Source organism: Massilia sp. (assembly GCF_046293535.1).
In the GTDB taxonomy this organism is placed as follows: domain Bacteria; phylum Pseudomonadota; class Gammaproteobacteria; order Burkholderiales; family Burkholderiaceae_D; genus Telluria.
On the sequence record NZ_JBKBOV010000014.1, the window covers coordinates 18,948 to 31,948 of the forward strand.

6 protein-coding genes are annotated in these 13,001 nt (G+C 65.3%); 4 read left to right on the top strand and 2 right to left on the bottom strand.

Annotation, left to right across the window (positions count from 1 at the left end):
- Window positions 1–280: 280 nt before the first annotated feature.
- Window positions 281–3,214, top strand: a complete 2,934-nt coding sequence (locus ACK4S9_RS10065; RefSeq protein ID WP_409724952.1) for a TonB-dependent receptor domain-containing protein — start codon at window positions 281–283, stop codon at window positions 3,212–3,214.
- A 60-nt stretch (window positions 3,215–3,274) separates the two neighbouring features.
- On the opposite strand, the gene aroG is transcribed toward ACK4S9_RS10065, so the two are convergent.
- Window positions 3,275–4,333, bottom strand: a complete 1,059-nt coding sequence (gene aroG, locus ACK4S9_RS10070; RefSeq protein ID WP_409724955.1) for a 3-deoxy-7-phosphoheptulonate synthase AroG — start codon at window positions 4,331–4,333, stop codon at window positions 3,275–3,277.
- A gap of 563 nt (window positions 4,334–4,896) precedes the next feature.
- On the opposite strand from aroG, the gene ACK4S9_RS10075 reads away from it, so the two are divergent.
- Together ACK4S9_RS10075 and ACK4S9_RS10080 are read left to right on the top strand one after the other, a co-directional pair.
- Window positions 4,897–7,773 carry a TonB-dependent receptor gene (locus ACK4S9_RS10075; RefSeq protein ID WP_409724957.1) on the top strand — a complete coding sequence of 959 codons (2,877 nt, stop codon included), beginning with the start codon at window positions 4,897–4,899 and terminating at the stop codon, window positions 7,771–7,773.
- 130 nt (window positions 7,774–7,903) lie between these two features.
- Window positions 7,904–10,585 carry a TonB-dependent receptor gene (locus ACK4S9_RS10080; protein WP_409724960.1) on the top strand — a complete coding sequence of 894 codons (2,682 nt, stop codon included), beginning with the start codon at window positions 7,904–7,906 and terminating at the stop codon, window positions 10,583–10,585.
- Window positions 10,586–10,751: 166 nt separating this feature from the next.
- Here ACK4S9_RS10080 and tldD read toward each other — a convergent pair whose 3' ends face one another.
- Window positions 10,752–12,212, bottom strand: a complete 1,461-nt coding sequence (gene tldD, locus ACK4S9_RS10085; RefSeq protein WP_409724963.1) for a metalloprotease TldD — start codon at window positions 12,210–12,212, stop codon at window positions 10,752–10,754.
- Window positions 12,213–12,337: 125 nt separating this feature from the next.
- Here tldD and ACK4S9_RS10090 point away from each other — a divergent pair, with 125 nt between their 5' ends.
- Window positions 12,338–12,721 carry a hypothetical protein gene (locus tag ACK4S9_RS10090; RefSeq protein ID WP_409724966.1) on the top strand — a complete coding sequence of 128 codons (384 nt, stop codon included), beginning with the start codon at window positions 12,338–12,340 and terminating at the stop codon, window positions 12,719–12,721.
- Window positions 12,722–13,001: the final 280 nt, after the last annotated feature.

Sequence of the window (13,001 nt, forward strand, 5' to 3'; positions counted from 1 at the left end):
CGATAGCGCATATTCTGCCGTCGTGGCAGCGCGCGGTGCCGCTGCCACCCCATTCCATTTTGTTTCCCGCCCATAACTTCAGTCGAGAAATTTGTAAAGACATTTACGGTGCAGTTGTATTTTTGACTTGTACAGACATTCCATTTGACAACGTATGTACACCAATGTATTTATTGCGCGTTGGTAAAAGATGCCGTTCAAACACGATTACGGCAATGTCATCGCAAGCTCCGCAGCAAAGCTCAGGAAAGCGCTGCGGATTCACCTGGGAAAACTTAACATGATGGTTGAAACAGTGCTCTCTCGTTCAGTTCGATTGATGTTCGCCGGCGGCATGGTCTTTGCCGCCAGCGCCTATGCGCAAGACGCGCAGCAGGCGACGCAGCAGACGGCAAGCGCCGAAGGGCAGCAATTGCAGCGTGTGGAAGTGACTGGCTCGCGTATCGCCACGGCCAACCTGGAAAGCGTCAGCCCGGTCACCGTCGTGGGCGCCAAGGATATCAAGCTCGAAGGCACACGTTCGGTGGAAAACCTGCTGAACAACCTGCCTCAGGTCTTCGCCGACCAGGGCGGTTCGATCTCGAATGGTTCTTCCGGCACGGCCACCGTCAATCTGCGCAACTTCGGCGCCGACCGTACCCTGGTGCTGGTCAATGGCCGCCGCCTGCCGGCCGGCTCGCCGCGCAATACCGCAGCCGACCTGAACCAGATTCCGGCAGCGCTGATCAAGCGCGTCGAAGTGCTCACCGGCGGCGCCTCGGCCATCTACGGCTCCGACGCGGTCGCAGGCGTCGTCAACTTCATCATGAACGACAGCTTCCAGGGTATTCAACTGGAAACCAACTACGCCTTCTACAACCACGAGCAGAAAGGCGGGCCGGCAGCGCAAGCCGCCAAGCGCCGCAACTTCCCCGTGGCCGACGACAAGGGAGCGGACGGCAAGATCAAGGATGCCAACCTGCTGCTGGGCGGTAACTTCGCCGACGGCCGCGGCAATGCCGTCGCCTTCCTCGGCTACAAGAAAGAAGATGCGCTGCTGCAGTCCGAGCGCGATTTCACGTCCTGCTCGCTGGACGGTTTCAGTTCGGGCAATACCTTCAACTGCGGCGGTTCGGGCACCAGCTTCCCCGGCCGCTTCTTCACCGCGGCGGGCCAGCGCACCGTTGCCGACGCCAATGGCAACACCCGCCCCTACGTCGCCGCGACCGACCAGTACAACTACGGTCCGCTGAACTACTTCCGCCGCCCGTCCGAGCGGTATACCTTCAGCAGCTTCACCCGCTACGACATCAACGAACAGGCACGCCTGTACACCGAGGCCAGCTTCCACGACGACCACACCGTCGCCCAGATCGCCCCGTCCGGTCTGTTCGGCTTCGACGCCTCGGGTGCGAATGCGATCCGCTGGGAGAATCCGTTCCTGTCGACCGCCTGGAAACGCGACCTCGGCCTGACCGGCCCCGGCTCGACCGCCGATGCCATCATTTTCCGCCGCAACGTGGAAGGGGGCGGCCGCCAGGACGACCAGCGCCACACCTCCTACCGCGGCGTGATCGGCGTGAAGGGCGACGTCGGTAACTGGAGCTACGATGCTTTTGCCCAGATGGGCAAGGTGCTGTACTCGGAAACCTATTTCAACGACTTCTCCAACCAGCGCATCGGCCGCGCACTGAACGTCGTCACCGGCAGCAACGGCCAGCCGGTCTGCCAGAGCGTCATCGACGGCACCGACCCGAACTGCGTACCGTATAACATCTGGGCATTGGGCCAGGTTTCGCCAGAAGCCTTGAAATACCTGCAGACCCCGGGCTTCCAGAAAGGCAGCACCTCGCAAAGCGTGCAGGGCATTAACCTGTCGACCGACCTGGGCGAGTACGGCATCAGGCTGCCGACCACCAGCCGCGGCATCGGACTCGCACTGGGCTGGGAACATCGCACCGAGAAGCTCGACCTGGCCACCGATACCGCCTTCGAAACCGGCGACCTGGCCGGCCAGGGCGGCCCGACCCTGGGCGTGGCCGGCCAGTTCAGCGTGCGCGATTACTATGCCGAGGCGCGCATCCCGGTGCTGGAAAAACTGCCTTTCGCCGATGCGCTGACCTTGAGCGCCTCCTATCGCAAGTCGGATTATTCGACCGGCCAGAAGACCAATTCCTACGGCGTGGGCGCCGAATGGTCGCCCGTGCAGGCCGCCAAGTTCCGTTTCAGCTACCAGCGTGCAGCGCGCGCGGCCAACGTGGTCGAACTGTTCACCCCGCAGGGTCTCAGCCTGTTCGGCATGGCGAACGACCCGTGCGCCGGCGCCCGTCCGTCGGCCACGCTGGCCCAGTGCCAGCTGACCGGCGTCAGCGCGGCGCAGTACGGCTCGATCGAGGACAGCCCGGCGCAGCAGTACAACCAGATCAGCGGCGGCAATACCGACCTGGCGCCGGAGAAATCGGATTCCTACACCCTGGGCCTGGTCTTGACCCCGATGCGCAACCTGAGCCTGACCATCGACGCCTTCGACATGAAGGTCGAGGGCACGATCGGCGGCCTGTCGGCATCGACCACCCTGACCCAGTGCATCCAGACCGGCGATCCGAAGTTCTGCGGGCTGATCCAGCGCGACCGTCTCGGAACCCTGTGGGCGCTGCCCGCCGGACGCATCGTCGCCACCAACCAGAACCTGGGCATCAGTTCGACCCGCGGCCTGGACCTGGGCGCCAACTACGGCATGAAACTGGCCGGCTACGGCAGCCTCGACCTGTCCTACATCGGCACCTTCCTGGACGAATTCAAGCAGGAAGACTTCCCGGGCTCGGGCGAGTATGACTGCGCCGGCCTGCATGGCACGACCTGCGGAACGCCGCTGCCGAAGTACCGCCACAAGATCCGCGCGGTATGGGGTACGCCATGGCGTGGCCTGGAATTCGGCGTCACCTGGCGCCACATCCGCGGCGTCAAGCTCGACGCGACCAGCGACAACCCGCTGCTGGGCACCGAGTTCGAGCCGGCCGACGAGAAGCTGGCGGCACGCGACTACCTGGACCTGGTGGGACAATGGTCGGTCAACAAGAACCTGACCCTGCGCATGGGTGTCAACAATGCGCTGGACCGGGACCCGCCTGTCACCGGCGTGGTGGCGGCGGTGTTCGGCAACGGCAATACCTATCCGCAGGTGTATGACGCCATGGGCCGTCATATCTTCCTGAACCTGACCGCCAAGTTCTGATCGGGCGGATCGAAACCGGGAACGGCGCACCCACCGGGTGCGCCGTTTTTTCGTCCGTTCTTATTCCTGCCGCAGCCTGCGCTGCTTCACCGCTTGCGCCAGTCCCTCCAGCACCCCGATGCTGGTTTCCCAGTCGATGCAGCCGTCGGTCACCGACTGGCCATAGGTCAGTTCCTTGCCCGGCACCAGGTCCTGGCGGCCGCCCACCAGGTGCGACTCGATCATCACGCCGACGATGCGGTCGTCGCCAGCCGCGATCTGGGAGGCGATGTCGGCGCACACCGGCACCTGGTTCTGCGGGTTCTTGCTGCTGTTGGCATGCGAGGCGTCGATCATCAGGCGGCTGGCCAGGCCATTGGCCGCCAGCTGCCTGCACGCCTCGTCCACGCTGGCCGCGTCGTAGTTCGGCGCCTTGCCTCCGCGCAGGATGATGTGGCAGTCCTCGTTGCCGGAAGTCGACACGATCGCCGAATGCCCGCCCTTGGTCACGGACAGGAAGTGGTGCGGCTGCGAGGCCGCCTTGATCGCATCGGCCGCGATCTTGATGTTGCCGTCGGTGCCGTTCTTGAAACCGACCGGACAGGACAGGCCCGAGGCCAGCTCGCGGTGCACCTGCGATTCGGTGGTCCTGGCGCCGATGGCGCCCCAGCTGATCAGGTCGGCGATGTACTGCGGGCTGATCACGTCCAGGAATTCGGTGCCGGCCGGCAGCCCCAGCTCGTTGACGTCGCGCAGCAGCTCGCGCGCCATGCGCAGGCCGTCGTTGATGCGGAAGCTGTTGTCCATGTAGGGGTCGTTGATCATGCCCTTCCAGCCGACCGTGGTGCGCGGCTTCTCGAAGTAGACGCGCATGATGATCTCGAGCTCGCCGGCAAAGCGCAAGCGCTGCTCGGCCAGGCCGCGCGCATACTCGAGCGCCGCCTTCGGATCGTGGATCGAGCACGGGCCGACCACCACCATCACGCGGTCGTCCTGGCCGTGCAGGATGCGGTGCAGGGCGACGCGGGCGCTGGCCGCGGTCTGCTCGGCGGCCGGGGTGACCGGAAACTCGCGGATCAAGTGCGCGGGCGGCGTCAGTTCCTTCATTTCGCGGATGCGTAAATCGTCGGTGCGAGGCATGCTGTACTCCGTATCTTGGTCTGGGCTGGGCTGGAAATAAAAAAACCGCCATCGCTGGCGGTTTGTCTGGATTTGCGTCGGACTGTTCCTGAAATTGCGTGAACCTGCCGCTACTCCACCGCCAAGGGGCTGGAATGGCTAAAGTAAAAGTAGCAGGTAAAGAAAACGTGCTGGCGCATGGAAAATCCGGGGCGGTCTGGAGACCTGGTTCGATCGACTATAACGCCATTGTGTAACGCTTGGCAAGCCTTTTCCGGGAGGCTCTGTCCAACCGAAGAGTCCAGGCGCGCGGCTCGCGCCGCTTGCGCGCCACCAGCACGCGGACTGCCATCGGCAGATTTGGCAACCGGTTGCGGGAATCCTACAGCTGTTCCCTACCTTTCCGCGCACCTTGATCCGGATCAGTCGCCGTTCATCCAGCGGTGCAAAAGTCGATTCAAGCCCCCGATTGCTTCGCGCCGCTCTTGTGTTCCCACAAGAAAAGTTGTTTAGGAACTTGATTGTACTCAACCAAGGGGCGGCGCGAAGGCGACGGGAACAATCCCAACCACTGGAGTCCGGACATGACTGAAACCCTGCTCTCGCGCGCCCTGCGGCGCATTTTTGCCGGCGGCGGCGCCGTCGGCCTGTTGTCAGTCGGCTTTCCCCTGTTGGCCGCAAGCCCCCACGCGGCGGCACAGGAAGTGGCGCCGAAACCCATTGCCCGCGTCGAAATCACCGGTTCGAACATCCGCCGGGCCCAGGCCGAAACCGCGTCCTCGGTGCTGACGGTGAACCGCGCCGACATCGAACGCTCCGGCAAGACCACCGTCGCCGAACTGCTGCAGACGCTGGCCGTCGACAACCAGGGCTCGGTGCCGGTCAACTTCGGCAGCGGCTTTGCCGCCGGCGCCTCCGGCATCTCGCTGCGCGGCCTCGGCACCGCCTCGACCCTGGTGCTGCTCAACGGCCGCCGCATGGCGCCCTACGGCCTGGCCGACGACGGCCAGAAGGTGTTCGCCGACCTCAACGTCATCCCCTCGGACGCGGTCGAGCGGGTCGAGATCCTGAAGGACGGCGCCTCGGCCATCTACGGCTCCGACGCGATCGCCGGCGTGGTCAACATCATCCTGCGCCGCGACTTCCAGGGCACCACGGCGCGCGCCCTGTTCGGCACCGCCGAGGCCGGCGACGGCCAGCACCACAACCTCGCCCTCACCTGGGGCAAGGGCGACCTCGACACCGACCGCTACAACGCGCTGCTGACCTTCGAGTACAAGCGCACCGACGAAATCTGGAACCGCGAGCGCGGCAACCGCGACTACATCGGCAAGGCCGACCTGCGCCCGTGGGGTTTCTCGGCCCAGGAAGCGCTGGGCGGCACCGGCGCCATTACCGGCAACAACGCGGCCGGCAGCGCGATCAACGGCAACGTGCGCAATCCCGCCACGTTCGACTACTACAACCGCGGCAACCCGGCCGGCCTCGGCTTCACCCGCACCTTCCCCGGCGCAGCCTGCAGCAACTTCACCAACCACCCGCAGGGCGATCCGGGCGGCGGCTGCCTGGTGGATGCCGCATTCCTGTACAACCAGATCCAGCCGCAGACCGAATACGTCTCGCTGTTCGGACGCGGCACCGCCATGGTGCGCCCGGGTCTGGAGGCTTACGGCGAGCTGAACCTGTATAGCAACCTGACCCAGTCGTCCACCACCCCGTCCGGGCTCAACGCCAACGTCGGCTACCCCGGCGGTCCGGTCAGCAACGCCGGTGTGCAGTTCGGCGCCACCCACCCCGACAACCCCTATTTCGGCACCCCGGCGCGCCTGCGCTACCTGGCGGCCGACGTCGGACCGCGCCGCTCCGACATCGAGTCCTTCTTCACGCGCGCCCTGCTCGGCGTGCGCGGCACCACCCAGGGCTGGGAATGGGATACCTCGCTGCTGTATTCGCGCAGCAAGGTACAGAATGAGCGCACCGGCTATCTGGCGCGCGACGCCACCTTCGCCCTGCTCGACCCGAGCCCGGCCAACGTGGCCGCGGCGCTCGCCAACAATCCGGCCTACCGCGCACTGCCGGTGGGCAGCTACTGGCGGATCGCCGAGAATGCCGGCTTGAATTCGCCGGCCGTGTACGCCGCGCTGTCGCCACTGATCAGCAACGACGCCCATACCGAGATCGCCCAGATCGACTTCAAGGCCACGCGCGAGTTCGGCAAGCTGCCGGGCGGCGCGCTCGGGGTGGCGGTCGGCGCCGAGTTCCGCCACGAATCGGCCGAACTGGAGCCGACCAGCGGCACCGAGCGCGGCAACATCATCGGCCTCGGCTATTCGGCCTATGACGGCCAGCGCAACGTGACCGCCCTCTACGGCGAAGTGCTGGCGCCGGTGTGGCAGGGCGTGGAAATCACCGGCGCGCTGCGCTACGACCACTTCACCGACGTGGGCGACGCCTGGACTCCGAAAGCCGGCATCAAGTGGACGCCGGTGCGCAACTTCGCCTTGCGCTCGACCTTCGCGCGCGGCTTCCGCGCACCCAGCCCGGCCGAGAACGGCGTCGGCGGGCTGGCCGCCTTCTCCACCGCCAGCGACCCGCTGCGCTGCGGCCTGGGCGTGCAGTCGGCCTGCAACCCGGCCTCGATCGCCATCATCACCTCGCCCAACCAGGCGCTCAGCCCGGAACGCTCGAAGAGCTGGAACGTGGGCGTGATCTGGGATCCGCTGCCGCGCACCAGTATCTCGGTCGACTTCTGGCAGATCAAGCGCAAGAACGAGATCAACCAGGAGCAGATCGACGCCGCCATCGCGGCCGGCAGCGTGGCGCGCGACCCGACCACCGCGGTGCCGACCATTCCGGGCGACCCGGGCGCCATCACCGCGGTGCTGGCCCGCTACGTCAACTCGGCCAGCACCAAGGTGCGCGGCATCGACCTCGACGCCCGCCAGAGCTTCGCGCTGCCGAGCGGCTACGGCAACCTGGTGTTCGACGCCAAGTACACCTTCCTCGACAAGTGGGAGCGCACCGAGCAGGACGGCAGCACGCGCGACTACGCCGGCACCCACGGCAACTGCGACGTGACCAACTGCGTCGGCACGCCCGACCACAAGGTCAACCTGCGCGCCACCTGGGAGCGCAGCAACTGGCGCGTGTCGCTCAACGCGAACTACCGCGGACGCATCGACAACACGCTGTTCAAGAACGATCCGGAAGGCTGCGCCACCCATTTCGCCAACGGCAACGACGCACCGACCGATTGCGAACTGGCTTCGTTCACGACAGTTGACCTGGTGTTCCGCTGGAAGCCGCAGCAGCGCTGGGAAGTATTCGGTTCGATCCAGAACCTCTTCGACAAGAAAGCCCCGCTCGATCCGCTGACCTACGGCGCGGTGTCGTACAACCCGCTCGACTACTACGGCGCGATCGGCCGCTTCGCCACCATCGGGGCGCGCTACACGTTCTGAAGCAGGCAGCCGCGGGCAGGCGCAGGGAGATTCTTTCCCTGCGCCTGCCTGCGTACGCCCCCTCCACCCTGCCTTGCCCGCCTTGCCCTGCATTGCCTTGCCGCCCGCCCACCACCATCCGGAGCCGAAGATGACCGAAACCACCCTGTCCCGCGCCCTGCGCAGGCTGTTCGCCTGCGGCTCGGCGGCCGGCCTTGCGCTATGTGCGCCGCCCCTGCTGGCCCAGACCTCTCCCCCCGCCCTGCAGCCGCCGCCGACCCCGACGGCGGCGCCGATGCAGCGCGTCGAGATCACCGGCTCCTCGATCCGGCGCCTGGCCACCGAGACCTCGCTGCCGATCACGACGGTCCGCGCCGCCGATTTCGCCAAGCAGGGCCTGGCGACGGCGCAGGAAGTGCTGAACGCGATTCCGATGAACCAGTCGTCCGAGGGCTCGACGGCGGCGGTCGGGTCCGGCACCGGCGGCCGGGCCACCGCCGACCTGCGCGGCCTGGGCGGCGACAAGACCCTGGTGCTGCTCAACGGGCGGCGCCTGGCGAACCACCCGTATTTCGCCGATTCGGTCGACCTCAACATCATTCCGGTGGCCGCGCTGGAACGGGTCGAAGTGCTGCGTGACGGCGCCTCCGCGATCTACGGCACCGACGCCATCGGCGGCGTGATCAATTTCATCACCAAGCGCTCGGTGGAAGGGACGGCGCTGGTGGTCGAGGCCTACGAGCCCTATGCCCAGGGCGGCGGCAACGAGCAGCGCATCAACCTGTCGGGTGGCTGGGGCGAGCTCGAACGCGACGGGCTGAGCATGTGGGGCGTGATCGACTGGCACCAGCAAAGCCCGCTGCGCGCCACCGAGCGCCGTTTCTCCAACACCGGCATCCGGCCCGAACGCGGCATGTTCGAGGTCAGCGGCACCACCTTCCCCGCCAATTTCTTTTCCGATCTCGGCGTGACCGGCAACCCGTATGCCCCGGCCTGCCAGCCGCCCGATTCGGTGGCGTTGCCGGGCGAACCCCTGTGCGCCTTCGACTACACCCGCTTCGTCGACAATATCCCCAAGACGCGCCAGTTCAGCGCCATGGCCCGGCTCAACAAGAAATTCGGCGAGCACACGGCCGGCCTGGAATTCGTGCACGGCCGCAGCACCAACGAGGCCCGGGTGGCCCCGCCGCCGCTGTCCGGCATCGGCGTGATCATGACGGGCGACAGTCCCTTCTATCCCGGCAACGGGATCGTGCCGGCCTTCCCCGGCCTGACGGGCGAGCCGCTCGACATCTCCTGGCGGCCGCTCGAGACCGGCCGGCGCAACAATTTTGATTCCAGCATCACCGACCGCCTGCTGGCCAGCCTGGAGGGCACGCTGGCCGGTTGGGACTACAACACGGCGATTTCCTACTCGCTCGGCAAGGCGAAGAGCGTTTTCAACGGCGGCTACGTCATCGACCAGCGCATCATCGACGGAGTGGGGGCCGGCATCCTGAACCCCTTCGGCCCGCAGGACGCGCAAGGGACCGAGTACCTGCGCAATTCGATCCTGTCCGGCGAATACCTGCATGCGCGCATCCACAGCGCGGCGGTGGATGCACGCGCCAGCCGCGAGCTCATGACGCTCCCCGGCGGTCCGCTCGGCTTCGCCATCGGCGCCGAGTTCCGGCGCGACCGCGCCAAGTATTTCGTCAACCGCGAACTGGCCTCGCAGGCCTCCAGCTCGGGCTCGGCCGACGCGCGCGACCAGTCAGGACAGCGCAGCATCTGGGCCCTGTTCAGCGAAGTGAACGTACCGATCGTCAAGGACCTCGAGCTCAACGTCGCCGCGCGCTACGACCACTACAGCGACGTCGGCGGCAGCTTCAATCCGAAGGTGGCGCTGCGCTGGCAGCCGACCCGGCAACTGCTGCTGCGCGGCTCCTTCAACAAGGGCTTCCGCGCCCCGACGCTGTTCGACCTGTACGGCCCGCAGACCACCACCAACAGCTCGGACACCTACGACGATCCGGTGCTGTGCCCGAACGGCGTGCCGGCGCCCGGCGCCAACCCGAACATCGCCTGCGGCCAGCAGCAGTTCGTGCGCGGCGGCGGCAATCCCGACCTGTCGCCGGAACGTTCGCGCACCTACAGCGCCGGCATCGTGGTCGAGCCGGTCCGGAACCTCACGCTCTCGGTCGATTACTGGAACATCCGCCTCAAGGACCAGATCAGCGAGCTTGCCGAGCAGACCATCTTCGGCAACTACGACAAGTACCGCAACCTGTTCGTCTACGACCCCACCGGCACCAGCCTGCAGTACGTGCTGGCCATTACCGACAACCTGGGCGAAGTGAAGACCCGTGGCCTCGACCTGTCGGTGGCCTACCGCATGCCGCGCACGCGCCTCGGCAACCTCAGCGTCAACCTGGACGGCACCTACGTCAACAAGTACGACTACCAGAACGAGCCGGGCGGACCGTTTACCCAGAATGCGGGGCGCTACGCCGACGCCACCCCGGTCTTCCGCTGGCGCCACAATCTGCTGTTCACCCTGGCGCGCGGCGATTGGAGCTTCAACCTGGCCAACCGCTACATGTCGCACTACCTGGATCAGAACACGGCGGTGGCGCCGGAATTCTTCAACAAGGTCGGGCACTACTCGATCTGGTCGCTCTCGGCGACCTACACGGGCAACAAGAAGGCCGAGCTGACGGCGGGCATCAAGAACCTGTTCGACGAAGAACCGCCTTTCACCAACCAGGTCACCAATTTCCAGCTGGGCTACGATCCGCGCTATACCGACCCGCTCGGCTTCACGGTCTATGCGCGCGTGACTTACCGCTTCTAAGACAAAACCCAACCGGGCTGATAGGTAGCACGGCGATCTCGTTTGCCTCGAAACCGTCGCACCGGCGAAGGCCTGTGCCTAAGTTCGTCGCGTACCACGAGCCGGCGAGAACGAACGAAAAAAAGCCGGCCCTCGAGCCGGCTCCCTTATTGCAGCGCCTCCTGTTTCAGCCGGTGCCGCCAACCGTCACGCCTTCGATGCGCAGGGTCGGCTGGCCGACGCCGACCGGCACGCTCTGGCCTTCCTTGCCGCACACGCCCACGCCCGAATCCAGGCGCATGTCGTTGCCGATCATGGAAATGTTGTTCATCACTTCCGGGCCGTTGCCGATCAGGGTCGCGCCCTTCACCGGATAGCTGATCTTGCCGTTCTCGATCATGTAGGCTTCGCTGGCCGAAAACACGAACTTGCCGTTGGTGATGTCGACCTGGCCGCCGCCGAAATTGACCGCATACAGGCCGTTCTTCACCGAGGCCAGGATTTCTTCCGGATCCTTGTCGCCGGCCAGCATGTAGGTATTCGTCATGCGCGGCATCGGCAGGTGGGCGAAGGACTCGCGGCGCGCATTGCCGGTGACCGGCATCTTCATCAGGCGCGCGTTCATCGTGTCCTGGATATAACCCTTCAGGATGCCGTCCTCGATCAGGGTGGTGCACTGGGTCGGGTTGCCTTCGTCGTCCATGTTGAGCGAGCCGCGGCGGTCCTGCAGGGTGCCGTCGTCGACCACGGTCACGCCCTTGGCCGCGACGCGTTCGCCGATGCGGCCGGCGTAGGCCGAGGAACCCTTGCGGTTGAAGTCGCCTTCCAGGCCGTGGCCCACCGCCTCGTGCAGCAGCACGCCGGGCCAGCCCGGTCCGAGCACGATGGTCATCGGGCCGGCCGGCGCCGGACGCGCTTCCAGGTTGACGCAGGCCGATTTCACCGCTTCGGTCGCGTACTTGTCGAGCAGCTCGTCGCTGAAGTAGCCGTAGTCATAACGCCCGCCGCCGCCGGAGGAGCCGACTTCGCGGCGGCCGTTCTGTTCGGCGATGACGGTGACGGACACGCGCACCAGCGGGCGGATGTCGGCCGCCAGCACGCCGTCGCTGCGCACCACCAGCACCACGTCGTATTCGCCGGCCAGGCCGGCCATCACCTGCACCACGCGCGGGTCCTTCGCACGCGCCATCTTTTCCACGCGCTCCAGCAGTTTCACCTTCGCCGTCGCGTCGAGCGAAGCGAGCGGATCGTGCGGCAGGTAGAGCGAACGGCCGCCGGTCGGGCGCGCCGCGCTGGCGATCTTCACCTTGCCGGCGCCTGCGCGGGCGATGGTGCGGGTGGCCGCCGCCGCGTCCAGCAGCGCCGTTTCGGAAATATCGTCGGAATACGAAAAGGCCGTCCGGTCGCCCGACACGGCGCGCACGCCGACGCCCTGGTCGATCGAGAAGCTGCCGGTCTTGACGATGCCCTCTTCCAGACTCCAGCCCTCGCTCTTGGTGAACTGGAAATACAGGTCGGCGTAGTCGACCTTGTGCGTGAACATCGAGCCCAGCGCATTGAGCAGCTTGCCCTCGTCGAGGCCGAATGGCGTCAGCAGCACGTCGCGCGCGACAGCCAGGGAGGAAAGGTTCGGTTCGAATGGTTTCATTTTGCGTTCGGTCTTCGTGTGGAAAGATCATTGTGCCATATCTGCCCGCTTCGTATCGGACACGATCCGGCCCGACAGGGAGGACCCGGTGCATCTGGCAAAAACCTACTTGCCGGCAGAATAACGTGCCCCGTACACTGCGCCTTAACAAAGGTCTGCAACCGGCCCAGAAGCGGACGTTTACCTTCGTCACCCTAGTTAAAAAGATGTCGGACTATCAAGCCTCTTGGCAAAGGGCGGAACTCCTGTTAGCGACAGCAAAGACACTACTCCTGCCGGAAGTCGCTGCAGCCAACGAAACCGACCTGCGACAATTCGATGAGTTTTTGGATGCCAACGAACTCGGACTGGCGTTTGAATGTCTTGAGTCGATCACTTACGAAGATCAGCCAACATGCCTTCCGCTTCTTCGTCTGTTGAGGTCCACTGCGGAAGAAATGAACTTGCGCGAAAACTTGGCGGAACTCGACAACAGAATTAACGCCTTGGAAAAACCGCTTACCCAGTAACGTGCAACGTCCGGAATGGGTCGATAGCGGACGCTACAATAGGTCCGCAATGGGTCAGGAGCGGACGGTGCAGAACGTTATTTGAAGCGTCTAATTGACATGACTGAACGGGTAAGACCGACTCTCGAAAAATCGTTCTGGCCTCGACATCTGGCTATGTGCCCGAGCGCGACGACCAGTTCTTGCGCGACCTGTTAGCTGCACGCGTAGAATTAGTCAGCGCGAGCAAGGACGCGCCCCGCCGCGGGATCGCTAGCTGGAGCCCACTTGCTCGCGGATG

Bases quoted from the DNA above. Each gene is read 5' to 3' on its own strand.
- ACK4S9_RS10075 (WP_409724957.1), top strand. From the start codon at position 4,897: ATGACTGAAACCCTGCTCTCGCGCGCCCTGCGGCGCATTTTTGCCGGC.
- ACK4S9_RS10065 (WP_409724952.1), top strand. From the start codon at position 281: ATGATGGTTGAAACAGTGCTCTCTCGTTCAGTTCGATTGATGTTCGCC.
- ACK4S9_RS10080 (WP_409724960.1), top strand. From the start codon at position 7,904: ATGACCGAAACCACCCTGTCCCGCGCCCTGCGCAGGCTGTTCGCCTGC.
- tldD (WP_409724963.1), bottom strand. From the start codon at position 12,212: ATGAAACCATTCGAACCGAACCTTTCCTCCCTGGCTGTCGCGCGCGAC.
- aroG (WP_409724955.1), bottom strand. From the start codon at position 4,333: ATGCCTCGCACCGACGATTTACGCATCCGCGAAATGAAGGAACTGACG.